Origin of the sequence: Pseudoalteromonas sp. MQS005 (genome assembly GCF_001661605.1) — a bacterium.
GTDB classification, from domain to species: Bacteria; Pseudomonadota; Gammaproteobacteria; order Enterobacterales; family Alteromonadaceae; genus Pseudoalteromonas; species Pseudoalteromonas tetraodonis.
Genome location: NZ_LYRQ01000001.1, coordinates 132,021 through 157,384 on the forward strand (window position 1 = coordinate 132,021; position 25,364 = coordinate 157,384).

The following is a 25,364-nucleotide window of genomic DNA, read 5'->3' on the forward strand; positions in this document are numbered from 1 at the left end:
GGTAACCCCAACAAAGGCTTTTTTATTTAATCAGTGAAGTGGTTATCTAAGCGCTAGTTGTAGCTCACGATTACGCTCTAGTTGTGCGATAAAGTTATCAGCAATAGGCTTAAATTTAGCAAGCTCTGAACGAGGTAATGGTTCAGACTTAGGTAGTTTTACGGTTTTAGGGTTACGGTGAACGCCGTTAACCAAAAACTCATAATGTAAATGCGCACCGGTTACACGACCAGTTGAGCCAACAGTACCTATTTTCTCTCCCTGTTTTACCTTTTGCCCTGTTCTGACTAGGCGCTTGTTAAGGTGTAAGTACTTAGTAACATATTGAGTACCATGGCTAATAAATACGTAATTACCATTATATTTGCTATAGCCTGCTTTAATTACTTTACCATTACCTGATGATACAACTGGCGTGCCTGTGCGTGCAGCGTAATCAATGCCGCGATGTGCTTTCACTTGTCCTGTAACAGGGTGTAGGCGGCGAGGGTTAAAGCTTGAACTAATATATTTGAAATTAACAGGCGCACGCAAAAAGGCTTTTTTCATACTACGGCCTTCAGGGGTGTAAAAGTTACCGTCTGTGTGACGAATAGCGGTGTAACGCTCACCTTGGTTTATAAATTCAGCGGCAATAATTTTACCGGTGCCAATAAACTCACCGTCAACAAAATGAGACTCATAAATTAAGCCAAATTCATCACCCTTGCGAATGTCGTTTGCAAAATCGACGTCCCAACCAAATATATCGGCAAAGTTCATGATTTGGCGTTCACTTAAACCTGCTGCAATTGCAGAGGTCCAAAAGCTACTTGAAATTTCCCCACCGGCTGTTTTGCTCAGTGTTTCTATTTCTTTGCTGTCAATTGAGGTGTCGTATTGGCCTTCGTCATTAAGTGTGACGAATAGCGTATCCGTTTTAGAAATAACGTAGCGTAATTGAGCTAATGAACCGTCTTCGGCGGTAGCAAAGCTTAACGTTTCACCTGGGTGAATTTTAGTTAGCTTACGTGTTTCAGCGTTGGTGTTTACAAGTTTATGCAGCGTTTGTGCAGAAAAACCAGCGCGCTTAAAAATAATCGCTAAGTTGTCACCATTTTTAACTTGGTGATCGACAAAATCATATTCTGGAAGTTTTTGTGCTGCCTGCTCGGAATTTAGGTCAGTGAGTTTTTCGTTCTCACCTACTTTAATTTGTAATTCATAGCGCTTACCAATTTCTAGTGTGTTTTCACTATTGTCTTTGGATGCAGTGGCTTTTTCAGAAGGAAGAAAGGCTAAGGCAACAATAGCAGAAACCAAACCTAGAATAAGCATTTTGTGTTTTTTGGGGAGCGTGTTAACCACGTGAACCATAACGTGCCTTTTTCTGCTGTCAAGATAATAAATAGGTTATATTGCAGGATATAACGAATAATCTGTGAATACTAGTATTTTGTAGATTTAAACTCGAGTTAAATTAGGCTAAAATCATAGGGTATTCAGGCTGTTTGTGTTTAAAGTTGAACTGTTACACTATTTTATATTCTTGGATACTTTGCTTTTTCATCATAATGTTAAATTAGCTTATAAAACGGTTTAATTACGAGAAGTGATTAATTTGTAAACTGTTTTTAGTTTGTGATAAACACTTTTGGCGTATTATTAATCGCTCGTTTATATCCCCTTTTAGAACGTACACCCTGCATTTTAGTTGGTGCTGCGATTAGTTAAAAAAGTTGTTCTAATTAGGTGGAAATTTGTTATGTTAGCTAAATAGTTTTATTTGCTTTGTGATAACGCGCTAGCAATAAACCGTGAGCATATTACACCCCTTCGTTGTCAGAATTTTTTGGAGTAACACACAGTGGATTTACAAACCGCTCTAGCAGAGATAAAACGCGGTGCAGAAGAGATATTAATTGAAGATGAGTTGGTTGAAAAATTAAAGTCGGGGAAAAAGCTAAAAATTAAAGCTGGTTTTGATCCTACGGCTCCAGATTTACACCTAGGTCACACTGTACTCATTAATAAAATGAAAACCTTTCAAGATTTAGGTCATGAGGTTATTTTTTTAATTGGTGATTTTACCGGTATGATTGGTGATCCAACGGGCAAAAATGTGACCCGTAAACCACTTACACGTGATGACGTGCTTGCCAACGCCGAAACCTATAAAGAGCAGGTGTTCAAAATTTTAGACCCGGCTAAAACAACCGTCGCTTTTAACTCTACATGGATGGAGAAATTAGGCGCTGCGGGGATGATAAAATTAGCCGCGCGTCAAACTGTGGCGCGTATGCTTGAGCGTGATGATTTTAAAAAGCGTTATGCTGGCGGTCAATCTATCGCAATCCATGAGTTTTTATATCCACTAGTACAGGGTTGGGATTCAGTCGCACTTGAGTCTGATGTTGAACTAGGTGGGACTGATCAGCGCTTTAACTTACTAATGGGTCGTGAGCTGCAAAAGGATGAAGGTCAAAAACCACAAACCGTACTAATGATGCCTTTACTTGAAGGGACTGATGGCGTTCAGAAAATGTCAAAGTCACTAGGAAACTACATAGGTATTACTGATACGCCTTCAGATATGTTCGGTAAAATCATGTCAATTAGTGACGTACTCATGTGGCGTTACTACGATTTGCTAAGTAGCTTTTCTATTGAGCAAATTGCAGCGCAAAAACAGCGTGTAGAGCAGGGCACTAACCCGCGCGATATTAAAATTGAATTAGCTAAAGAGCTAATTGCGCGTTTTCACAGTGAAGCTGATGCGCAAGCTGCTCATGATGACTTCATCCAGCGTTTTCAGAAAAAAGCCTTGCCAGATGAAATTCCTGAGCTGACAGTTAATATTGATGAAGAGTCAATTTTAATCGCTAACTTACTTAAAGAAGCGGGCTTAGTGGCGAGTACCTCAGAGGCCATGCGGATGATCAAACAAGGTGCTGTAAAGCTTAACGGCGAAGACAAAATTACAGATACCAAATTGGAAATTGCAAAAGGCACAACGGCTATTTACCAAGTAGGTAAACGCAAATTTGCAAATATCACCGTAGCTTAAAACTTCGGACATTATAAAAACCAGCTACGGCTGGTTTTTTATGCGAACTTAAAAACGAGAACAGCCTTAATAACTTCAACGCTAATAATAATCAGAAGCCAAAAAAAGCGAGTTTGGTTAAGTGTATTGAGTAGTTGTGGTACGTCATCGGCGTTGGGAAGACGCTCTACACCCACACGCATTTTATTAAAACGCTGTGTATTATAAATAGCAGGCCCACCAAGTTGTACCCCCAAAGATGCAGAACATACACTAAGTAACCAGCCTGTATTGGTTTGATAGAAGTGTCGGCCATAATGCTTAATATAATGCATGCTTTTTTTACTGGCCTTTAGTGAGGCAATTGTCAGCGCGAGTAAACGTATGGGAATGTACTCAACAATAAAAAGAACCAGTTTAAGCGGCATCAAAAAAGAGCTGTTAGGGGCTATATCACTTCGCCACGCCTGTTGAATTAAAGTGATTAAACGATAGGCGAGAGCGGCGACGGGGCCCAATACTAAAAATATGAAAATTACCACAAAGTAATGACGCGCCGTTCTAAGTATGACACTTTCCATAATGGCTTTAATGATCCCGGGGCTTGAAAGTGCATTAACTTCACGGGCTACTAGTGGCTTTAATAATTCGCGTGCTGTCGATTTTTGATTTTTTTTGACTAGCCTAGCTATGCGTATCGCTTTTTTATTCAGGCTACTGTTTTCTAGGCATAAATATAAAATAAGACCTGATAACAGCTCGGGGTAAAAGGCAAACTGAAGCAGTAAAACTACAATAATAAGCACAGTACTAAGTATAAGCGTACTTGCCATTGAGGCTGCTAAATAATGATATTGCTTGGTGTCTGTTTTTTTATAAATACGCTGGCTTATAGCGCTAAAAATAGCAGAGAGTATGTGGTTAGGGTGATACCAACTTACTAAAGGTAAAAAGCGCTCAGCAAGGAGCGCACAAATAAATACAATAAAGTCCAAATGATTTTGAACAATATTATTGAGCATTTACAGCGTAACCGCCGTTAATTTCTCAAGTAAAGCTACGACCATTTTTGATGAATTTATAGAGGCTGTTTCTAAGTATTCTTCAAATGATTGCGGCGACTCTTTGCCTGCAATATCAGACATTGAGCGAATAACAACAAATGGTGTATTAAGTGCAAAACACGTTTGCGCAATTGATGCACCTTCCATCTCTACTGCTAGCATTGTAGGGAAGTCACTGCGTGCTTTTTCAATACGAACAGGGTCGCACATAAACGAGTCGCCAGTGCAAATTAAACCAACAAGGGTTTTTACTTCACTAATTTGTGCAATTGTTTGCTCGGCTGCTTCTACAAGTTTAGGGTGAGCAGTAAAACCTGCTGGCATTTGTGGTACTTGGCCAATTTCGTAACCAAACGCTGTTACATCAACATCGTGATGACGTACTTCAGATGAAATTACTACATCGCCAACGTTTAGTGATGGGTCGAATCCACCGGCAGAGCCAGTGTTAATAACACAATCTGGATTGAAGTTATCGATAAGTAATGTGGTTGCGATTGTCGAAGCGACTTTACCAATACCTGATTGCACTAAAGTGACGGTATTGCCTGCAAGCTCGCCTGTGTAAAAAGTAAAACCAGCCTTGGTTAAAACTTGTGGATTTTGCATCGCCTCGCGCAAAATTTTAACTTCTGGCTCCATTGCGCCAATAATACCAACATTCATAGTGTTAAATTCCTGAGTTTGAATACGGTGATTATACTGCAAAAAATAACGTGGGGTAAAACAAACAAAAATGCGAGCTTAAAAAGCCCGCACTTTATAAACTTATTGATTATATTTCAGCAAGGGCTGTTGATTGTGCCTTTGCTTGAGAAGGAGACAATACCGCAGGTTTATGAACTCTAGCACGCGTAGGTCGTGATGGTTTAGATGCCGCTGGCTTACCTAATTTAAACATAATTGCATCGCGTACTTCGCTTGGGCGGTAGCCTGCCTTCACTTTCATACGAATATGTGGAATACCTGCGGCTTCCAATGCGCCATTAACAAACCAGTCGCGCTGTGCTTTGTGGCCATCTTTATTGGCGTTATTAACTAAGTCAACCGCAGCCACTATGGTCATTTTTTCTTTATCTACTAAAACAAAGTCGAGCTGCTTATTTTTTGCTTTAGCCATTGCCGCACGTTTAGATTTAACAGACAGGCCTTGTTTACAGTCAATCACATCGATTAGTTTAACGCGACTAACAATTTTATATTGATCGCCAACAGCGCGCTCTAATAAATTCAGAAACGCCCCTTCTACTTGGGTAAATACACTTTGCTTACGAGTAAAAGGATAAGGGTTTCCGCCGTCATCATTAAATTTTGACGCAACGACAGATGCCCCAACAACTAACACTAATATTAATAATAAAGCGAATTCCATACGGTAACTCCATAACAACAAATTGACACTGCTTTTCTAAAGCAATTTATGTGCCCAAATAGTTGTTATGGTTGTTTTATTAACGAATGGGGATGAGCACTATTATGCTTTATAGCCGCCTTCAATACCTTTTACGGCAATCGCAACTGCATCATGAGCATGTAAAGACTCATAATGGTTAATTTGCAGGAAGTAATCGCTAAATTCTTTTGACTCTAACGTCGTTTTAATTTTTCGTGCTGCGTCTTCACAAAACATTAAATTTTGACCGTTTAAGCGAGCAAACTCTTGTTCGTCTTCACGTTTTACCGCAGCTTGTACTGGTGTTTTTAGCTCATCTTCTAGTAAGTTTATTAAGTTAACCACATCAAACTGTTCAATGTTATTTGCTAATTTAACTTTAACATTAGCAATTGAACGCTGTGAATGCGGGGTTGCTACAATGCCTTGAGTTGTTCCAAGCCACTCTAAAACTTCTGATTGAGTGAGTGTTTCTTGAGAAAACTTTTCGCTGAATGCGTTTTGAATTAATTGGCGAGCCAGTGCTGCAGAACAGGGGCAAGTTGATGAATAAGTCACATCAACGCTGAGCTCAAAACTAATAACGCCTTGATTTATAGTGCTGGTAAGTACAATGGGATAGCTTTTCCAACCTGCTTTACCACTAAGTAATGACTTACGGCGTAGCGGCAATTCAAATTTAAATTCAATGTGTGCTTTATCACTTAAGCCTTCATGACTGGTGATAAAGGTATCTAAGGCTTGTGCTAAGGTTTGTGGATTGACCTGTTGCTCAGTTGAGAGGTGATCCAACGCTAAAAATAGTCGCGACATATGAATGCCTTTAGCATCTTCTTTGTGTAAATTAACAAAGGCGCGTGCTTTTGCATTAACGGTAACTGGAGCTAAATCAAGAGATTCAAAAATAAAAGGCAGCTCTATATCGCCCATACCTACCCAGTCTAATTTACCTGTTTGTAATGCGGCAGCCGTGTTAGCAATATCTGGCATAGTTTTTTGCATGATACGTTACTCGTTATTTGCAATATTTAAAACGCCGCATTTTACACTAAATAAAGATTTGCTGAAATGCAGCAAATAACACCAAACATGAAATTTTATTGTTTTTGTCGCACAACATGAAAATAGCTGATAGAAAATGCTAAAATTAGCCTTTAACCTTGAAAGGTCAACAGACCCTAAGCATTTAGCTAAGAGAAAAACTGATATATGACTGATTCTTCTTTGAACCCGTGGGTTCGAGTTCTTTCCAGTTCAATAACTCGTTTTGGTGAGTTTAAAACTGCTGCTATTTGCTATGCATTATTACTAACAATATCGCTGGTTTTATCAAGTATGTTTTATTACGTCGCCATAGGCGAAGTAAACTTGGTTGATATACTGGCCGTAGTATTTTTTACCTCGGTTGTTTCTCCTTTAGTTATCAGCATATTATTAAACTCTATTCGGCAACTTGATGCCTCTTATGCTTATTTAGATAGTGCCACAAAACAAGAGAAGCTTTTAAATCAAACCCTCAAAGACAATATTAACCGCTTAAATATTGAAATTGACGAACGTAAAATGGCTTTTCATGCCAAACACCGAGCAATAGAAGAGCTTAGGCGTGAAATTGCAGAGCGTAAAAAAACACAACAAGAACTCGCACAGCAAGGCATGTTACTGCGCTCAATAGTAGACTCCTCGCCGGATTTATTTTATTACCGCGATAACAACGGGGTGTTTGCCGGTTGTAATAAAATGTTTGAAGAGGTAATGGGCAAAACCAGTGGTGAACTTATTGGTAAAGCCGCAGAAGAAATATTCCCAAGCCACTTTTTATCAGAAGTACTCAGAACCGATGAGCAAGTTGAGCGCACTCACCAAGGTTTAACTATAGATGTGGAGTACTCAGTAAACGGTGAAATTAGGTGGTTTGAATTGCGTAAACTTCCCTTTATTAATGAACAAGGGGATTACATTGGTTTACTTGCGTTTGGCCGTGATATTACTAGTCGTAAAGAAGCTGCGCAGGCACTGGAAACAGCTTATAAAGATAAAGGGAAATTTATTGCCACATTAAGCCATGAGTTACGTACACCGCTTAATGGTATTGTGGGCTTAACGCGTATGCTACTGGATACCGAATTAAACAAACAGCAACGCAGTTGGTGTAATACCGTGTTTTCAAGCGCCGAAACGCTAGGTAACATATTCAACGATATTATAGATTTAGATAAAATTGACCGTGAGCAGTTAGATATTGCCGCCAACGAAATTAATGTTTCGGACTTTATCAACGATGTGGTTAACTTTGCAGGCCTTATTGCTGAGCAAAAAGAGCTTTCGTTTGAAGTGAAGCGTTCTGGCATGCTTGACATATATGCTTTGCTTGACCCGACTCGTTTACGCCAAGTGGTGTGGAACTTAATTAATAACGCTGTTAAGTTTACTCAACAAGGGAGCGTAATCTTAGATTGTGCCAGAGAAAACCGTGAAGATGGCCCTTGGCTTATTATTAAAATACTCGATACCGGTGAAGGTATTCCACAAGAGCAACTAACACGCATTTTTGACATGTACTATAAAGCGCCAGATCTTAAAGGCACCAATGCCATAGGTTCAGGTATTGGCTTAGCTGTCACCAAAGCGTTAGTAAGCGCAATGAAAGGCACAATAACGGTTAATAGTACCCCAGGAGAGGGCAGCTGCTTTACGGTACAAATTCCGCTGAATTTATGTAGTGCTCCTACCGAACATAGTTATGTTGGGCGTAGCTTATATATTTTATTAGTGGAGGATGTGCCACTTAATGCTGAAATTGCTACTAACCTACTAGAGCAACGTGGACACGAAGTGCTGTGGGCTGAAACGGGTGAAGATGCTTTATCGTTTGTCGAAACTGAAGATGACTTAGATTTAGTATTACTTGATATGCAGTTGCCTGATATTAATGGTGACGAAGTGGCAAGACAAATTCGCGCTCAAAGTCATTTTGATCAGCTACCAATAGTGGCATTAACGGCCAATGTACGCAGTGCTGAAGAGGAGCTTGAGGGTATATCTATTCAAGGCGCACTAGCTAAACCAATAAACACAAGCAAGTTAGATAATATGCTCGCTGAACTCTTTGGCATTAAGCAAGCGCAAACAGAGGCTCCTCAACGAGTGGTCAATCAAGCGTTATTAAATCAAATTAATACTGACTTGTTGGATGTTGAAACCATTGAAGACTTTGTAAATTCGATGGGCGTTGAAGTATTTAAACGCAGTAGCCAGTTGTTCGCAAAGCTAAATCCGCAGTACCAACAAGAGCTATTAGCTTCGTTAAACGCTGCTGATAGAGAAGAGTACAAATCGGTTGCGCACAAATTAAAAGGTGCCGCTGGTTCGGTGGGTCTTAATGATGTTCAGTTGCATGCAAAGCAAATGGAGCATGGGGCGCTGGAGCAAAGTGATGAAGTGTTAGCTGTGTGGCTTGAGGAGTTAACAGATAAAATAAATGAAGGACAACAGGCCCTTCATTTATTTTTACAGCAATTAGAGTAATAACTAATTAGCTGTCGATTTTACCAATGAAACGGTAACCTTCACCATGGATGGTGCTGATTAACTCAGATGTTGAGTTGTCGCTTTCAAAGTGTTTGCGGATACGACGAATTGTTACGTCAACCGTACGGTCGTTAGCGCGAAGCTCTCGGCCAGTCATGTGTTTAATTAGTTGCTCACGGCTAAATATACGACCCGGAGAGTCAAGCATTAAACGCAGTGCTCTGTATTCGCCTTTAGGTAGACGTTTCGCGTCTCCGTTTGGAGAAGTAAGGCAACGACTGTTTTCGTCAAGTTCCCAACCGTTAAAGGTGATCACGCCATTTGTTTCAATAGCAGACTCTTCACCACCTAATGCAGTACGCGTAATTAAGTTACGAGCACGAATAGTTAATTCACGCGGGTTGAAAGGCTTAGTAATATAGTCATCAGCACCAATTTCAAGACCTAAAATACGGTCTACATCGTTGTCACGGCCTGTTAAGAAAATAAGACCAACTTTGCGTTTTTGGCGTAATTCGCGAGCTAAAATAAGCCCGTTTTTACCTGGCAGGTTGATGTCCATAACTACAAGATTGACGTCATCGTTATTTGTAAGCTTATCATGCATATCATCGCCATCAATGGCTTCAATAACTTTGTAACCTTCGGCTTCAAATAAACTAACGAGGTTTAGTCTAGTTACGTCTTCATCCTCTACGATCAGAATGACTGGCGTTTGCATTTTTAATTAACCTTTTTGGAGTGTGTTTTATTTTAAAATCGGTGTGATCATCAAAACCGACTACTAGAATTATAGGATTATATCTAAATGTTAACAAGTAAAAACAAATTAGATAAAAACAGCTGCGCGCCCAAACCTACTTTGACGTATTATTAAAAACCGCGGCTTAATTGATACTTAACGTTGGATGTATAATTTGAATTATAAAGTCGAAGCCATTTCCCTTTAATAATTGATACATCCATCAACCACCTAAAGATACTTAAAATAATCAGACTAATTCAAAACGAAATTATATCACTTTACAATTTTTCATCAATGTATGTGATATGTTAAACACAATTAAGTTCATTAATTGTGTGAAAATACAACATTAATGGTACAACTGTTCAATGAGTGCTGTCTTAGTATGGTCATAAAGTCGTAATTCAAGAGCAGACAACGGATTTATTTCACTTTTTAAAATAGCGTAATAATAAATCGTGCTCCTGATTGATACTCAGTATCTAACACAATCTCTCCAGCCAAAGCCTGGGTCACTAAGTTGTAAACTAAATGCATGCCTAAACCACTGGCTCCTTGACCGCGTTTTGAAGTAACAAAGGGGTCAAAAATTTTCGCTCTTATATTGCTCTCTACACCTAGGCCGTTATCGGTGTAGGTAATTTGTGTTTTTGTGTTTGTTGCCACAATATCAATTTGCACTACATTGTCACCGCCAGCTACAAATCCGTGTAGTAGGGAGTTTAAAATTAGTTGATGGAAAACTTGCTGCAGTGGCCCTTTTTTACTTTCAACGGTTAAATCTGCTGGACAATTTATAAGAACTTTAGGATTTTTTATTCTTAATTCTTGCCCCATAGACAATAATGTATCGTTTATGAGCTGCTGTAAGTGAACGGTGCTAGTGATTTCATCATCTTTGATCACGGCCACTTTTTTAAAGTTAGAAATAAGCTCTGCGACACGGTTTAAACTACTGTAGATGAGGTCTAAGTTTTCAATGCCATCGTTAGTAAATTGCTCAAATTGACTGGCAGTCAATGACTTATTTTGAAAGTTAATTTGTAGCTCCGCGAGTTTATCCCTTAGTAAAGTAGAACCGGTGATCCCAAGCCCTATAGGGGTATTTACCTCATGAGCTACACCTGCCACCATTTGCCCTAATGAAGCCATTTTTTTGTTTTCGACAATTTGAGTTTGGTATTGGTGCATCTTTTCAAGTGTAGATAGCAACTCTTTATTTGCTTCTCTGAGCGCGATGGTTCGTTGGCTTACTTTTTCTTCAAGATTTGAGTTTAGTAGCTTAATTTCTTTTTTATCTTCTTCGTGGCGCTCTATTTGTCTTTGTGTTCGCGCCAGCATTACATTTAAGCTATTAGAAAGCCGGGTTATTTCAGTTAAGTTTGTTAAAGGCGCCCGGGCGTAGTAGTTATGATTTTTAGCTATGTTTTGCAGTAACAAGCTTAAGTTTTCTATTGGGCTGGCTATCCTTTTTTGTAGCCTTAAAATAATCAAAGAGATGAAGATAAGTATTAAAGCGATAATGGCAATATCAATTATAATTTTTTTAGTGATAAGCTCATTTAAGTTATCCAAGCTGCCCCTAATATACACATAACCCAGTAACTGATCATTATTGAGTATTGGAGTAATGTACTCAATAAACTCATCACCTACTTGGGGTTCTATAAAGTCGTTAATACTGTCTGTTTTGATTGGTACAGGTGGCGATTTTCGGGCATTAAAACTGGTAAAAAATACTGGTTTTCTTGTTTGCTCATCTAGCGCATAAATATGTAAGTTTGTAACCGATGATACTTGCTGAAGAAGCTTTAACCGCCTTTCTTCTGCAGGTCTATTTTTATTCAGTAATGACGGCATTGCATCAAAGGCAATGATCTCTGACACCAGCACAAGTTTACTAATGAGCTGCTTTTTTTGCTCTTGTGTACTTAAGTAAGTAGAAATAGAAAGAGATAATAGCAAACAGATGGCTGTTATAAGCATGATGGTTTTAAACAATATACTACGAATGCTATTTTGCTCTACAGTTTTAGGCATTGCGAGAGGGTCATCCGTGTCAATTGTGAATGTAATAAATACTAGTTTAGCAAAAACAGGAAAAAGTGAAGCAAAAAGATTAGCTTAATTACACTATTTATTCTTAGTTAATCTACGTCATAAAGTAAATATGCGGCTAATATACCGCATATTTATGTTTTGATAGGGGATTAATAATTAGTTTTAGCTACTGTATACAGCAAACTTATTATTCTTAAACACCGTTTGATAACTATCAAATTGGGCTTCTAAAATAGGTGGATATTTTAAAAAGCTATTAGCAACAATAGTGAGCTTACCTGTTTTAGTTAGGTGCTGTTTGGCATTATTTAAAAATGATTCGGCCACTGTGTAGTCAGTTGCAATACCGGTATGAAATGGTGGGTTACTAATAATTAAATCAAACTTACCTGCAATGCTGTTTAAACCATCGCTCAGTACGGCTTCACCATTAACGTTATTAAGTTTAAGCGTTTGTGTTGTTGCATAGGCAGCCAGTGCGCTTACATCACTACATGTAAATGTAAGAGCCGGATTTTTTAGCCCTAAAAACGTAGCAATAAGCCCCGCGCCACAACCAAAATCAAGAACGTTACCGTGTTTTATATTTGGTGCATTTTCTAATAGCATTTTAGTGCCTGCATCAAGGCCGCCATGGTTAAACACGCCAGGAATACTTACAGCAGTAAACTCAATATCACTTACGTTTACCACAAACTCTTTGCGGTAAGTACTAATATCAAATGTTGAATTCAGGGTTATTTCTGAAAATGAATATAAAACGCAGTGTTTTGCAGAGTCAATTTTATTACTAAACGCCGTTTTATTGGCGAGTTGCTTTTCAATTGATTTTACACCGCTTTTGTTTTCGCCAACGACTAGCAGCTCAGCTTCTTTACTTATCACTGCGCGTATGTTGTCTAATGCCATTAATAGCTCGGGCTTAGACTTGGGGTAATAAAGAATTACTAAATCATATTCACCGGCGTTAATCGTGTGATTAACTTCTACATTTATACCCGATATGTTTTTAGCAAATTCACCATTTGCATGGTTATAGCTAAAAGCCGTTATTTTACTTTGTGGGTTGAGCGTTTTTAGCTCATTTAAAAAGCCATCTTGAACAAAGTTGACCACCAATATTGATTTACCTTTTAGCTCCTCGCTGTTGCGAAGTAATAATAGGCTCGGATTGGTTAATACGCTCATAAATGGCTTTACCTTACTTGATTATTTAATTAACGGTTATTTAGTACGTTCGAACATTAAATCCCATACGCCATGGCCTAAACGATGGCCACGTTGTTCAAACTTAGTCAGCGGACGTAAATCAGGACGAGGTACATAGTCGTTAGTCTCTGATTGGTTTTTGAAACCAGGTGCTGCTTGCATTACTTCAAGCATATGCTCTGCATAGTTTTCCCAATCGGTTGCCATATGAAAAACGCCGCCAATTTTTAATTTAGAACGTAGTTTTTCTGCAAACTCAGTTTGTACAATACGGCGCTTATGGTGACGCTTTTTGTGCCATGGATCAGGGAAGAACAATTGTAAGGTCGATAAGCTTTCATCACTTATACAATCTGCAAGGACTTCAACGGCGTCGTGTTCAAATACACGAAGATTAGTAACGCCTGCTTCGTCGGCATCCATTAAGCACGCGCCAACGCCTGGGCGATGTACTTCTATACCGATAAAGTTCAGATGTGGTGCATTTTTTGCCATTTCAACCAATGACTTGCCCATACCAAAGCCAATTTCTAACACTACATCATTGTCATTGCCAAATACTGCGTTTAAATCAAGCAGGCCGTTTTTATGCTCAAGCCCCATTGTTGGCCAGCATTTTTCGATTGCAGCGGCTTGGCCTTTGGTTAATCGGCCTTCGCGTTTTACAAAACTACGAATAGTGCGGATATACTTACCTTCTTGCTTAGCTTGCTCAAGGTTGTTGTTACTTGATTCACTCATATTATTGGCCTGACAAAACAATGTGTTTAAAAATGGTTGCATATTATCCCTGACCCGCGCGGGGTTGACAAGCTCTAGGGCGTTATAGCTTGATCTTTTCAACAACTACAATAGACTGAGCCGCCATTAAGCATTAGTAAAAAAGTAAATATGTTGGATTTAAAAAAGCAGCAGTCTGATTGGTTTTCTAACCAAGTAGTTGATTGGTATCATCTCCATGGGCGCAAAACATTGCCATGGCAATTAGCTAAAACACCTTATAAAGTATGGGTGTCTGAGGTGATGCTGCAGCAAACCCAAGTTGTGACTGTTATTCCTTATTTCGAAAAGTTTATGCAAAGCTTTCCCGATATTATTGCTTTAGCAAATGCTGATGAAGATCAGGTTCTGCATCACTGGACTGGTCTAGGTTACTATGCACGCGCGCGCAACTTACATAAAACGGCCAAAATAGTGCGAGACAAATATCAAGGCCAGTTTCCCAGCACACTTGAAGAGGTAATGGATTTACCCGGAATAGGGCGCTCCACTGCCGGTGCTGTTTTATCTTTATCGTTGGGGCAGCATCATCCTATTCTTGATGGTAATGTAAAAAGAGTGCTTGCACGATTTTTCATGGTTGAAGGTTGGTATGGCGTCAAAAAGGTAGAAAATCAGCTGTGGCATTTAAGTGAACAACTCACCCCTAAAAATAATGTGACTGAGTTTAATCAAGCTATGATGGATTTAGGGGCAAGCCTTTGTTCACGAAGTCGTTTTGACTGTGAAGCATGCCCGTTAAAAACACAATGTGGTGCTTTTAATGCGGGTAAGGTTAAAGAGTTTCCACATTCTAAACCTAAAAAAGCAGTGCCTAAAAAAAGTTGTCATCAGTTAATTATTAAACATGACGACAAAGTACTCATGGAAAAGCGCCCAAGTAGCGGTATTTGGGGCGGATTATTTGGATTTTTTGAATTTAATGAGCACAATGAGCTCGACACTTTTTTAGCACAACAAGGGCTAAAAAATGAGCTTGAGATATTAGCGCCTTTTAGCCATGTGTTCTCACATTTTGAGCTAACCATAAACCCACATGTGCTCAATGTTCAGCAAATCCCTGATGTGGTGAACGACAAGCAATTAATATGGTATCCACTTGATCAATCAATAGAGGTGGGTTTAGCTGCACCGACTAAAAAGTTGGTTAAACAAATGAGCCCAATAGGTTAAACTAGCAGCATTTAGCGTTAGAGAGAATAAATCATGGCACGTACTGTATTTTGTCAAAAGTTACAAAAAGAAGCTGAAGGCCTTGGATTTCAACTTTATCCTGGGGAAATTGGCGAAAAGATTTTTAATAATATATCTAAAGAAGCATGGGGACAGTGGCAGCATAAACAAACGATGCTGATCAACGAAAAGCATTTAAATATGATGGACCCAGAACATCGTACCTTTTTAGAAGAGCAAATGGTTGGCTTTTTATTTGAAGGCAAAGAGGTTGAGATTGAAGGCTATAAGCCAGTAGAAAAATAATCGTTAAAAAAGGGCTATAAAAGCCCTTTTTTGTTGTGCATACCTATGAACAGTTTAGTTAAATCAAGTCATCTTGTTGATCGTGGTTTCTAATTTGTTCTTTTAAAAATTGTGCTGCTCTTGAATATTCAATTTCGAGCTCATCTCTCATCTCAATTAACTCATCGGCATTGATTTCATCAGCCTTACACTTATCCTCAAATGACTGCGCTAAATCAGCCACAATATTAGCCCCCACTGTTTTTGATATAGATTTCAATTGATGGCAGGCAGCTATAATTTCACTTTGACTCTTTTGTAGTACCGCAAAGTTGATTGATTTAATTTGTTCTTGGCTTTGCTCTAAGTACATTTTAAAGAAGCGAATTTTTTTAGCATCATCGCCATTTATATATTTGTTGGCAGACTCCATGTTAATAGGCATGGCTGGCTTTTCAGCTGAGCTAATTTGTTTTGGCTGTTTATTATCTAAATCGCTCCATTGATTTAATATGTCCTCAAGCGCATTTAACTCAATCGGTTTAGTTATAAAGTCATTAATTCCCACAGCTAAACAGCGTTCTCTTTCGCCTTTTAAGGCATTGGCTGTTACAGCAATAATATAAGGTTGGGCGTCGATTGCTTCTAACAGTGCTGCTTCTTCTCTAATCTTTTCAACCATATCGTAGCCAGACATTTTCGGCATATGTAAATCGGTTAGGATGAGCGAATAGCTGTTTTTACGCCACATCTCTATGCCTTCCTCACCATTATTCGCTACTTCCACACTATACCCTAATATGTGTAACTGCTCGGTAAGTACCTCTTGGTTTAGTAAGTTATCTTCTACCAATAAAACAAGCCTATTTGCAGCGAGTGCTTCTTCTGAATTTAAGTAATGATTCATGCTTTTAGCTTTTTTTATTTGCTTAGGTTTATGTAAGCCCGCCGCAACCAAAATTGAAAGCATAAAGTTAGATTTACACAGTGGTGAAGCATTAATATAAAAAATATTTTCATGATTAATAACGGCTTCATCTAGCTTACTTAATACCACCATTTGCTGATTATTATCTTCTAGTGAGTAAAGTAAACTTCTTAGCAAAGTGCTAATACTGCTCATGTCGTCAATACCATCGACAACCCAAATAATATCCTTTGTGTCTTGATGATCTTCTATATCTTTTTGCTCATGGGCATAGGTTATTTTGGCACCCATGAATGACAAGTAACGATAAATTACCTTGCCGCGCTCAGCATTGTCACTAACAACAACAACATGTTTATTATTGAGTGTATTTTTATGAGCAAATTCAGTTTTACCTGCCGTTGAAAAAGGCAGTTCAACGGTAAACTCACTACCAATCCCCTCATGGCTTGTAACATGTATAGTACCAAGCATTAGCTCGGTTAAGCTTTTACAAATTGAAAGCCCAAGTCCTGTACCGCCAAATTCTCGGGTAATTGAGCTTTCAGCTTGAGTAAACGGGCTGAATATTTTCCTTAATTGAGACTGACTCATTCCTTTACCGTTATCAACTACACAAAAACGGAGTGTAAAATGATCGGCAGTGTTGTGTGCAACTTCAACCGATATTTTCACCCTACCTTGAGTAGAGCCGTTAGTGCTGGTAAATTTAATGGCATTGCTACATAAGTTATAAAGTACTTGGCGAACCCTGACAGAGTCGCCCATAAGGTTATTAGGAATATCGGGTGCAATTGATAAATCGAGTTCTAGGTGACGATTTTTTGCAACTGACGATAACACCTTTGCGACTTCTTCTAGCGTATCTGCAACAGAAAAGGGAGTCGGATCTATATTGAGCTTTCCTGCTTCAATTTTAGAAAAATCCAAAATATCATCTAAGATACTTAGTAACGAAAATGCGGATTCACGAATAATTGTACTTAAACGTTGCTGTGCACCATCAAGTTCGGTTTGACGAAGTAAATCAATGGTACCAATTACACCATTCATTGGTGTTCTTATTTCATGACTCATAGTGGCTAAAAAGGTGGTTTTAGTTTCACTGGCTTTTAGCGCTTTTTGCGTTTGTTTTTCTAACTCAAAGGTTCTGCTTTGTACTTCTGTTTCAAGGCTTGTTTGTAATTTTTTTAATTCTTTTTTCGCCGCTTGATCGTCAGCTTGAACCTTACTCACCTTTTTGAGTAATAAATTAATTTGTTGAGCTACCGTTTCTAAACCACCTTCGAGTTGCTCATTTAGGGTGCTTTGATAGTTATCATTTTGCGTAATTTCTTTTAGTTCTTGAGTGAGTGAATCAGTATTTTTATGTAATCGCTTGTTAATGTACTTATTCAACATGAGTGCTAATACAAACAGCACTACCAGTGCAGCAAAGGCAACAAAATAGGCATTTAGTGGTGAGTGTTGATTTGATGGTGCAACTGAGGGCTGTGTTTGCTCAATAATAAGCTCTCCAATTACCTGTCCCTCTGATGAGATTAAATGATGAAGAGTATTTTGTTCTTTAATATGTTTATTAACAGCTAAAGGCGCAATTGCTTTACTGTTATTGCTATAAACTAACTCGGCTTGATTATTGGCATTAAAACGGTGGAGCGTATATTTATAATCATCATTGAGTAAGGTGGTGATATCGAGTAATTGTGTGACCTTGTCTTGCCCGTATATTGTTAATGCTTCTACTAAAGGCTGCTCAAGACGTTCAGCAAGTTTTGTTAACGATACACTAGAGGCTGGAGCAGATGCATTGTTATCAGCATTGCTTTGTGAATAAAGCGCAAAGGCGACTACAAATAATGCGGTTATTATAAGGTTACTAACTAAGAATAAAGGTAGTAGGCCTTTTATTGCTGAAGAGAGCTTACTCTGCATGAGTTTTCCTGTGGTCTTATTATTAAAACGGTAAGCCTGTACCGAAAGTTATTATTCAATCGTAACACCTAAAAAAAATAATTCACTACGTTTTTTAAACTCTTTTGTTGGATAAATACACTGTATTAACGAAAATAGCCTCGAGTTGTTTGAAAACCGTTCAAACGATTATAAAGAATAAAAAAAAAGTTGACTTGTAGGGGCAAAACTCGTTTAATACGCCGCACGCCCAGATAGCCAGTCAGTAGAGCTAGCTGGGAATTGCATTGAAAATCCGTTAAGATTTTTAATTAGCACTGTTTAAGTGCCTCGATAGCTCAGTTGGTAGAGCAGAGGATTGAAAATCCTCGTGTCCCTGGTTCGATTCCGGGTCGAGGCACCATTATTAAAGTAATAGTGTTTCAAATCATAAGATTAAACGTTATTACACGTGCCTTAGCACACAGTTTAGTGTGCCGACTTAGCTCAGCTGGTAGAGCAACTGACTTGTAATCAGTAGGTCAACCGTTCGACTCGGTTAGTCGGCACCATTTATAAAAGTGAAATTGCTTAAAGCAGTTCACTAGCACTGTTTAAAGTGCCTCGATAGCTCAGTTGGTAGAGCAGAGGATTGAAAATCCTCGTGTCCCTGGTTCGATTCCGGGTCGAGGCACCATTTATTAAAAGTTATCAATCTTTAAAATTGATAAAGTGCCTTAGCACACAGTTTAGTGTGCCGACTTAGCTCAGCTGGTAGAGCAACTGACTTGTAATCAGTAGGTCAACCGTTCGACTCGGTTAGTCGGCACCATTTATTTAAATAGTTAATTTAACTATTGCACTGTTTAAGTGCCTCGATAGCTCAGTTGGTAGAGCAGAGGATTGAAAATCCTCGTGTCCCTGGTTCGATTCCGGGTCGAGGCACCATTTATTAAAAGTTATCAATCTTTAAAATTGATAAAGTGCCTTAGCACACAGTTTAGTGTGCCGACTTAGCTCAGCTGGTAGAGCAACTGACTTGTAATCAGTAGGTCAACCGTTCGACTCGGTTAGTCGGCACCATTTATTTAAATAGTTAATTTAACTATTGCACTGTTTAAGTGCCTCGATAGCTCAGTTGGTAGAGCAGAGGATTGAAAATCCTCGTGTCCCTGGTTCGATTCCGGGTCGAGGCACCATTTATACAAAGCCTCGCATATGCGGGGCTTTTTTGTTTCTAAGTTTTTTCTATCCTGCTCTATTTTTCCAGCACGTCATAAACAGTAAGTCCCTCTGTCCTTTTCGTACCTCTTTGAGAACTTTATTCAGCTTTTTTGGCTAAAAATTAGGTTGTTTATTAATTTGTGATCAATATGTTAATACTTGGCGTATCTACGGCACTTATAATTTCATCGCAAAGTATGTAATGTTATGTAAAGTCAATTGAGCAAAGTTTGCTAAAGTGCTTGAATAACATTCATAAATAGCATTAATCAGGTTTAAACATAATGTGGCAATATAAGCCATCTTTATTGGCAATAAGTATTATGCTGCTAAGTGGTTGTGCGAGTAACTTAAACCCGCAACTACGTGAGCAAGCACCGAATACACTCCCAGAACAGTGGCAACAAACAGCTGTTGAATCAGTAGTTGCTGTCAACGACACATGGTTTAATAAACTTGCTTCACCAACAGTAAAGCAGCTAGTTACTCAAGCGCTAAAAAACAATCAGCAACTATTGCAAAACCGTTTTGATGTAGAAATACAAAAACAGCAATTAATTGTCACCGGTGCCGCTTTATGGCCCAGTTTAGATATTTCAACGCGAGTAGGACGGAGCAAAGATAATCGTCCGGTTAGTTATAATAACTCAAGCTCTGTATCGTTAGAGTTAGGCTATGAAATTGATTTATGGGGTAAACTCTCTGATGCAAAGCGCAGAGACAACCTCAACTACCTTGCTCAGCAAGCTCGCTATGAGCAAACTAAACAACAGCTTATTGCAGATGTTATAACAAATTGGTTTAACTTAATCAGTGCAGAGCAATTACTTGATTTGTTTAAGCGCAGAGAAGCTAACGCCCAGCAAAACCTTGAGATTATTGAGTCGGGTTATCGCCAAGGTTTAAATGAAGCGTTAGATGTTTATTTAGCTCGCAATGAGTTAAACAATGAACGCTCCCGTATAGCAACCCAAAAAGCAAATTTGACTCAAGCTGCACGTAGTCTTGAGCGTTTATTGGGGGAGTATCCAAAAGGATTGATAGCAGCGAATAACGACCTACCTGTAATTAATGACGACATTCCTCTTGGTTTACCGTCGGAGCTTATTACTCGCAAACCTGCGTTGCGTGCTAGTTGGTATCAGTTATTAGCCAGCGACGCTTCGCTTGCGTATGCGCATAAACAGCGTTTTCCGAGTTTAAATTTAGCGGCAGGTTTAAGCGATAGCACTAACAGGGTAAGCGACTTATTTTCTGCTTCAAGTCTTGCGTGGTCACTTATTGGTAGTATTTCAGCGCCTATTTTTGACGCTGGGCGACTCGCTGCGAACGAGGAAATAGCCAGTTTACAAACGCAAAAGCAAGAGCAAGCCTATCTGCAATCTTTATATGATGCATTTGGTGATGTTGAAAATGCTATTACCCAACAACAATCTTTAAAGGCACGCTACCAAAGCACCTTGCAGGCACAAGAAAATGCCTTAGCAGCAGAGCAATTATCGTTTGAACAATATCAAAGTGGTTTAGTGAGCTACACCACCGTATTAGATGCACAAGCACGGTCGTTTGATGCACAAAGTTCACTGATTGAAATTAAAAACCAATTACTCACAAATCGCATTAAATTACATGTTGCTCTTGGGGGCGACTTTGCAAAATCAAGATCCGCACAGGATGAGCAAGCACTATGAAACTCAATAAACAAAAAATAATTGTTCCCGCAGCTATCATTATAGCGACCATTTTTTTGGTGATGTTTATTAAAGGAAACCCGCCTAAAGCATCACGTTTTTCAGCACCGCCAAAAGCAAAAATTAATGTAGCGGTAAAACCATTGCAGTTAATTGACTACCCCGTTGAAATTGATAGCTTTGGCACGGTTAAACCACGAACTCAAAGTATGTTGGTGGCTCAGGTTTCTGGACTGATTATTGATATAAATGAGCAGTTCCGCGAAGGCGGCTTTTTTGAAAAAGGCGATGTGTTACTTCAGTTAGATGATCGCGATTTAAAAGCAGAAGTTAAATCAGCACAAGCTAATTTGCTCAATGCCGAGCAAAACTTATTAGAAGAGCAAGCGCGAGGCCGACAAGCGCTTACTGATTGGCAACGTTTAGGCAATGAGTCTGAACCGAGTATTTTAGTACTTAGAAAGCCACAGCTAGCTGCAGCGCAAGCACAGGTTTTGTCAGCACAAGCACAATTGGAAAAAGCGCAACTAAATCTTGAACGTACTAAAATTAAAGCCCCTTATGCTGGGCGAGTATTAAACCGCAGCGTTGATTTAGGTCAGGTGGTATCTAACAATATGCAGTTGGCGACAATTTATGCAACCGACAGTGTTGAAATACGCTTACCGATAAAGAATAAAGATCTGCCTTTTATTAATTTACCTGAGCAATATCGAGATGGTGCTAAAAATCAGCGTGGCTCAGCGGTTAATTTCACTTCAGATTTAATTGGCGAGCAACAATGGCAAGGCCAACTTATTCGTACTGAGGGCGCAATAGATGAAAGTGCTCAGCAATTGTATGTGGTGGCTAAAATTAATGACCCTTATAAATCAACCAGTGATAATCAATACCCAGTAAAAATAGGGCAATACGTTAAAGCTAAAATTAATGGTAAAGTCGCCTCTCAGGTACTCGTTATTCCCAATAGTGCGATATATCAAGGCAGTTATGTTTATGTGGTTGAAAATGGCACACTACAGCGTAAAAATATTGCTTTAGCGTGGCAAAATGCGCTGCAAGGCATTGTGAGTAAAGGTCTTGAAGCGGGTAGTCAATTAGTGCTGACGCCACTGGGTCAAGTGAGTTCAGGTACGCCAGTGCAGATAATGGATGCGACTCTTAAAGCACAAAAACCAGGAGAGCAGCCATGATAGCTTGGTTTACACGTAACCATGTGGCTGCCAACTTACTGCTAATTAGTATTGTGTTGGGCGGCCTATTCAGCCTGTCTTCTAAGTTACCGTTAGAGGTGTTTCCCTCGTTTGTTTCTGATCGTATAAATATTAGTGTGAGTTTACGTGGTTCAACCCCAGAAGATGCTGAAAAAGGGGTCACCATACGAATAGAAGAAGCATTACAAGATCTCGAAGGTATTAAACAAATATCGAGCCGCTCTTCTGAGGGGTCATCACAAGTGAGCGTTGAGGTTGACACTGGCTACGACGAGCGTGAATTGTTAGCGGATATAAAGAGCCGTGTCGATGCCATTAATACCTTTCCAGCCGATGCAGAAAAACCAGTAATAGGGTTAATCCAGCGTAAGCGTGAAGTAATAGCAGTCACTGTTTCAAGTGACTACAACGAAAAAGAAACCCTAGAATATGCAGAGCAAGTCCGTGATGAATTGCTGCGTATTCCGGCGATTACCCAAGTTGAACTTAGTGGCGTACGTAATTATGAGCTGGCAATCGAAGTAAGCCAAGATACGCTGCGCCAATACGATTTAACCTTGGCGCAAATATCCAGTGCCATTGCCAATTCAAGTTCTGATATTTCAGCAGGAAACCTTAAAACAGAGGGCGGCGATGTACTTATTCGCTCTAAAGGGCAAGCTTACCGCAAAGATGAATTTGCAAGCATTGTGATAAAAAATCAAGCCGATGGCACTATTATTCGCTTAAGTGATATTGCAACCATTAACGATGATTTTGAAGAAACCCCCGTGCGCACCCGCTTTAATGGCAAACAAGCCGCATTTATCGATGTGTACCGCATTGGTCCGCAAAGTGCGATAGAAGTGGCCGATGCAGTTAAAAACTATATTACCAGTGAGCAAGCTAATTTACCGCAAGGGTTTTATTTAAGCTATTGGGATGATGACTCTGAGGTAGTAAAAAGCCGTATTGCTACCCTAACTAGCAATGCTTTACAGGGCGGTATTTTGGTACTGGGGTTACTGACATTATTTTTAAGACCTGCCATCGCGTTTTGGGTATTTATTGGTATTCCAGTTTCATTTATGGGTGCGTTTATGGCAATGGCCGCCTTTGGCGTGACCATAAATGTGATCAGCTTATTTGGTTTTATATTGGTGCTAGGGATTGTGGTGGACGATGCCATTGTTACCGGTGAAAACGTGTATACCCATTTAAAAACCGCCAAATCGGGCGAAGAGGCTGCTATAAAAGGAACTCAAGAAGTAGCCACGCCAGTTACATTTGGCGTGTTAACCACCGTGGCCGCTTTTTTACCGTTAGGTTTTATAGAAGGCGCACGAGGCGCTATTTTTGCGCAAATTCCGGTGGTGGTTATTCCGGTATTATTGTTTTCATTGATTGAATCTAAATTTGTGCTGCCAGCGCATTTAAAATATATCAAACTGCGCCAGCAAAAAGGCAAAGGTTCTAAATTAGAGCAACTCCAACAACGTTTTGCAGATGGTTTTGAGCATGCCATTTTAAAATATTACCAACCCGTATTAGGGCTAGCGCTACGCAACAAACTGGCCACAGTCAGTTTATTTATGGGCGTGTTTTTAATTATTTTAACCATGATAACCAGTGGTTGGACTAAGTTTATTTTCTTCCCACGTATTCCCAGTGAAACAGTTCGGGTTAATTTAACTTTTCCTGCGGGAACACCGTTTGAAGTCACGAATAAATACATTATTGATATGTCAGATAAAGCCAGAGAGCTTCAGCGTAAGTATCAAGATGAAGAAACAGGGCAAAGTATTATCCTTAATATTTTAGCCAGCACTGGCGGGCGAGGCGGTGCGGCTAATTCGGGTAGTGTGCGCTTTGAAATCACCCCAGCAGAACAACGTGAGTCTGATATTGGTTCGCGTGAGTTGGTAAAAGAGTGGCGGCAATTAATAGGGGTGATCCCAGGGGCTGAAAGTCTCACATTTAGAGCAGAAATAGGTAGAAGCTCAAACCCAATTGATATTCAATTATCGGGTAATTCTATTAGCACACTGCAAACAGTGGCTGAGCAAATTAAACAACGATTGGCCACTTATCCAAGCGTGTTTGATATTGCCGATAGCATGTCTGATGGTAAAGAAGAGCTACAAATAGAGCTAACAGAGCAAGGGCTTGCACTTGGATTAAATAGAGTTGATGTATCAAGACAAGTGCGTAACTCGTTTTTTGGTGTACAAGTACAGCGCATTCAACGCGGGCGTGATGATGTGCGCGTTATGGTGCGCTTACCTATAGATGAAAGGCGCTCAGTTGCTGATTTAAAAGATATATTAATACAAACGCCTAATGGTGGGCGAGTGCCGCTGTCACACGTGGCCACTTTAGTACCGGGTCAAAGCCCATCAACCATTACCCGTATTGATCGTTACCGTACTCTTAATGTGTCGGCGGATGTAGAAAAAACCGATACCAATATGACCGTGCTTCAAGCTGATTTAAAAACCTACTTAGATGAACTTGTGCAACAATACCCAGGTGTAAGCCATTCATTAGAAGGTGAAGCCAAAGAGCAGCGCGAATCGTTTGGTTCATTATTGTGGGGAATGGTATTTGTATTTTTTGTAATTTATGGGTTGCTCGCAATTCCCTTTAAATCGTACTTACAGCCACTGGTGGTGATGAGCATTATTCCTTTTGGCATGATTGGCGCAGTAATTGGCCATTGGATCATGGCTATGGAGCTTACCATTATGAGTTTGCTGGGAATGCTCGCGTTAATTGGGGTCGTGGTGAACGACTCGTTAGTATTGGTTGATTTTATTAATAAAAAGCGCAGTGAAGGGCTCGATTTAATGGAAGCTGTTAAAACCGCCGGCGTAGCGCGTTTTCGACCGGTTATGCTAACTAGTTTAACCACCTTTATAGGCTTAATGCCGCTGCTGTTTGAAAAGGCGACTCAGGCGCAGTTTTTAATTCCTATGGCAGTAAGCCTAGGTTTTGGGATTATATTTGCGACCTTTATAACCTTATTACTCGTTCCGGTTAACTATATGCTGATGGAGCGCTTTCAAGGCTGGTTTAAGTAAGTGCAGACTACATAGATAAGTAGAGGTTTCAGGCACTAAGTTTCAGGTACTAGTAAGTAAAGCATCGGACTGTAAAAATTCAGTTCGGT

Annotated in this window: 17 protein-coding genes and 7 tRNA genes; 14 read left to right on the forward strand and 10 right to left on the reverse strand. The window is 39.5% G+C overall.

Features of this window, described 5'->3' with window-relative positions; genetic code table 11:
• Positions 1-42: 42 nt before the first annotated feature.
• Positions 43-1,356: a peptidoglycan DD-metalloendopeptidase family protein gene (locus A9479_RS00665; RefSeq protein WP_013464133.1), complete on the reverse strand. Its 1,314-nt coding sequence runs from the start codon at positions 1,354-1,356 to the stop codon at positions 43-45.
• 490 nt (positions 1,357-1,846) lie between these two features.
• On the opposite strand from A9479_RS00665, the gene tyrS reads away from it, so the two are divergent.
• Positions 1,847-3,046 carry a tyrosine--tRNA ligase gene (tyrS, locus tag A9479_RS00670; RefSeq protein ID WP_064662451.1) on the forward strand — a complete coding sequence of 400 codons (1,200 nt, stop codon included), beginning with the start codon at positions 1,847-1,849 and terminating at the stop codon, positions 3,044-3,046.
• Between the two features lie 38 nt (positions 3,047-3,084).
• On the opposite strand, the gene A9479_RS00675 is transcribed toward tyrS, so the two are convergent.
• From A9479_RS00675 to folE2, 4 genes are all read right to left on the reverse strand, one after another.
• Entirely contained in the window at positions 3,085-4,047 is a 963-nt protein-coding gene (locus A9479_RS00675; RefSeq protein WP_028834381.1) for a cobalamin biosynthesis protein, read from the reverse strand.
• On the reverse strand, positions 4,048-4,755 hold the full coding sequence (gene mtnN, locus A9479_RS00680; RefSeq protein ID WP_016900621.1) for a 5'-methylthioadenosine/S-adenosylhomocysteine nucleosidase: 708 nt from the start codon (positions 4,753-4,755) through the stop codon (positions 4,048-4,050).
• Between the two features lie 109 nt (positions 4,756-4,864).
• Complete coding sequence (locus tag A9479_RS00685) at positions 4,865-5,461, reverse strand: DUF2726 domain-containing protein (RefSeq protein ID WP_013464137.1); 597 nt, start codon at positions 5,459-5,461, stop codon at positions 4,865-4,867.
• 102 nt (positions 5,462-5,563) lie between these two features.
• Positions 5,564-6,484 carry a GTP cyclohydrolase FolE2 gene (folE2, locus tag A9479_RS00690; protein ID WP_016900622.1) on the reverse strand — a complete coding sequence of 307 codons (921 nt, stop codon included), beginning with the start codon at positions 6,482-6,484 and terminating at the stop codon, positions 5,564-5,566.
• 207 nt (positions 6,485-6,691) lie between these two features.
• Here folE2 and arcB point away from each other — a divergent pair, with 207 nt between their 5' ends.
• Positions 6,692-9,010: an aerobic respiration two-component sensor histidine kinase ArcB gene (gene arcB / locus A9479_RS00695; protein WP_013464139.1), complete on the forward strand. Its 2,319-nt coding sequence runs from the start codon at positions 6,692-6,694 to the stop codon at positions 9,008-9,010.
• A 7-nt stretch (positions 9,011-9,017) separates the two neighbouring features.
• Here the strand turns inward: arcB and arcA are convergent, their stop codons facing one another.
• From arcA to trmB, 4 genes are all read right to left on the reverse strand, one after another.
• Positions 9,018-9,734 carry a two-component system response regulator ArcA gene (arcA, locus tag A9479_RS00700; protein WP_008110444.1) on the reverse strand — a complete coding sequence of 239 codons (717 nt, stop codon included), beginning with the start codon at positions 9,732-9,734 and terminating at the stop codon, positions 9,018-9,020.
• 459 nt (positions 9,735-10,193) lie between these two features.
• The gene (locus A9479_RS00705; RefSeq protein ID WP_028834378.1) at positions 10,194-11,798 is read right to left on the reverse strand and encodes an ATP-binding protein; all 1,605 of its coding nucleotides are present in this window, start codon (positions 11,796-11,798) and stop codon (positions 10,194-10,196) included.
• 183 nt (positions 11,799-11,981) lie between these two features.
• The gene (locus tag A9479_RS00710; protein WP_064662452.1) at positions 11,982-13,007 is read right to left on the reverse strand and encodes a methyltransferase; all 1,026 of its coding nucleotides are present in this window, start codon (positions 13,005-13,007) and stop codon (positions 11,982-11,984) included.
• Between the two features lie 36 nt (positions 13,008-13,043).
• The gene (gene trmB, locus A9479_RS00715) at positions 13,044-13,769 is read right to left on the reverse strand and encodes a tRNA (guanosine(46)-N7)-methyltransferase TrmB (RefSeq protein ID WP_016900625.1); all 726 of its coding nucleotides are present in this window, start codon (positions 13,767-13,769) and stop codon (positions 13,044-13,046) included.
• Between the two features lie 150 nt (positions 13,770-13,919).
• On the opposite strand from trmB, the gene mutY reads away from it, so the two are divergent.
• Entirely contained in the window at positions 13,920-14,981 is a 1,062-nt protein-coding gene (gene mutY, locus A9479_RS00720; protein WP_064662453.1) for an A/G-specific adenine glycosylase, read from the forward strand.
• Between the two features lie 33 nt (positions 14,982-15,014).
• On the forward strand, positions 15,015-15,287 hold the full coding sequence (locus tag A9479_RS00725; RefSeq protein WP_013464143.1) for an oxidative damage protection protein: 273 nt from the start codon (positions 15,015-15,017) through the stop codon (positions 15,285-15,287).
• 58 nt (positions 15,288-15,345) lie between these two features.
• Here the strand turns inward: A9479_RS00725 and A9479_RS00730 are convergent, their stop codons facing one another.
• Positions 15,346-18,129, reverse strand: coding sequence for an ATP-binding protein (locus A9479_RS00730; protein WP_064662454.1), 2,784 nt, complete (start codon positions 18,127-18,129; stop codon positions 15,346-15,348).
• Between the two features lie 306 nt (positions 18,130-18,435).
• On the opposite strand from A9479_RS00730, the gene A9479_RS00735 reads away from it, so the two are divergent.
• From A9479_RS00735 to A9479_RS00780, 10 genes are all read left to right on the forward strand, one after another.
• Positions 18,436-18,511, forward strand: a tRNA-Phe gene (locus A9479_RS00735).
• Positions 18,512-18,583: 72 nt separating this feature from the next.
• Positions 18,584-18,659, forward strand: a tRNA-Thr gene (locus A9479_RS00740).
• A 49-nt stretch (positions 18,660-18,708) separates the two neighbouring features.
• Positions 18,709-18,784 (forward strand) — tRNA-Phe (locus tag A9479_RS00745).
• A 59-nt stretch (positions 18,785-18,843) separates the two neighbouring features.
• Positions 18,844-18,919, forward strand: a tRNA-Thr gene (locus tag A9479_RS00750).
• A gap of 40 nt (positions 18,920-18,959) precedes the next feature.
• Positions 18,960-19,035, forward strand: a tRNA-Phe gene (locus tag A9479_RS00755).
• A gap of 59 nt (positions 19,036-19,094) precedes the next feature.
• Positions 19,095-19,170 (forward strand) — tRNA-Thr (locus tag A9479_RS00760).
• Positions 19,171-19,210: 40 nt separating this feature from the next.
• Positions 19,211-19,286, forward strand: a tRNA-Phe gene (locus tag A9479_RS00765).
• Positions 19,287-19,592: 306 nt separating this feature from the next.
• Positions 19,593-21,002, forward strand: coding sequence for a TolC family protein (locus tag A9479_RS00770; protein WP_058154219.1), 1,410 nt, complete (start codon positions 19,593-19,595; stop codon positions 21,000-21,002).
• A complete protein-coding gene (locus A9479_RS00775) occupies positions 20,999-22,195 on the forward strand; it encodes an efflux RND transporter periplasmic adaptor subunit (RefSeq protein ID WP_024600853.1) in 1,197 nt (398 codons plus the stop codon). Before A9479_RS00770 ends, A9479_RS00775 begins: the two co-directional genes overlap by 4 nt.
• Positions 22,192-25,275, forward strand: a complete 3,084-nt coding sequence (locus tag A9479_RS00780) for an efflux RND transporter permease subunit (RefSeq protein WP_064662456.1) — start codon at positions 22,192-22,194, stop codon at positions 25,273-25,275. Before A9479_RS00775 ends, A9479_RS00780 begins: the two co-directional genes overlap by 4 nt.
• Positions 25,276-25,364 lie beyond the last annotated feature (89 nt).

What these genes read in the sequence shown, in the direction of transcription:
- mtnN (WP_016900621.1), bottom strand. Translation starts at nt 4,755, where the DNA reads ATGAATGTTGGTATTATTGGCGCAATGGAGCCAGAAGTTAAAATTTTG.
- A9479_RS00730 (WP_064662454.1), bottom strand. Translation starts at nt 18,129, where the DNA reads ATGCAGAGTAAGCTCTCTTCAGCAATAAAAGGCCTACTACCTTTATTC.
- A9479_RS00675 (WP_028834381.1), bottom strand. Translation starts at nt 4,047, where the DNA reads ATGCTCAATAATATTGTTCAAAATCATTTGGACTTTATTGTATTTATT.
- A9479_RS00705 (WP_028834378.1), bottom strand. Translation starts at nt 11,798, where the DNA reads ATGCCTAAAACTGTAGAGCAAAATAGCATTCGTAGTATATTGTTTAAA.
- folE2 (WP_016900622.1), bottom strand. Translation starts at nt 6,484, where the DNA reads ATGCAAAAAACTATGCCAGATATTGCTAACACGGCTGCCGCATTACAA.
- A9479_RS00780 (WP_064662456.1), top strand. Translation starts at nt 22,192, where the DNA reads ATGATAGCTTGGTTTACACGTAACCATGTGGCTGCCAACTTACTGCTA.
- A9479_RS00665 (WP_013464133.1), bottom strand. Translation starts at nt 1,356, where the DNA reads ATGGTTCACGTGGTTAACACGCTCCCCAAAAAACACAAAATGCTTATT.
- A9479_RS00775 (WP_024600853.1), top strand. Translation starts at nt 20,999, where the DNA reads ATGAAACTCAATAAACAAAAAATAATTGTTCCCGCAGCTATCATTATA.
- A9479_RS00725 (WP_013464143.1), top strand. Translation starts at nt 15,015, where the DNA reads ATGGCACGTACTGTATTTTGTCAAAAGTTACAAAAAGAAGCTGAAGGC.
- mutY (WP_064662453.1), top strand. Translation starts at nt 13,920, where the DNA reads ATGTTGGATTTAAAAAAGCAGCAGTCTGATTGGTTTTCTAACCAAGTA.
- A9479_RS00710 (WP_064662452.1), bottom strand. Translation starts at nt 13,007, where the DNA reads ATGAGCGTATTAACCAATCCGAGCCTATTATTACTTCGCAACAGCGAG.
- A9479_RS00685 (WP_013464137.1), bottom strand. Translation starts at nt 5,461, where the DNA reads ATGGAATTCGCTTTATTATTAATATTAGTGTTAGTTGTTGGGGCATCT.
- arcA (WP_008110444.1), bottom strand. Translation starts at nt 9,734, where the DNA reads ATGCAAACGCCAGTCATTCTGATCGTAGAGGATGAAGACGTAACTAGA.
- trmB (WP_016900625.1), bottom strand. Translation starts at nt 13,769, where the DNA reads ATGAGTGAATCAAGTAACAACAACCTTGAGCAAGCTAAGCAAGAAGGT.
- arcB (WP_013464139.1), top strand. Translation starts at nt 6,692, where the DNA reads ATGACTGATTCTTCTTTGAACCCGTGGGTTCGAGTTCTTTCCAGTTCA.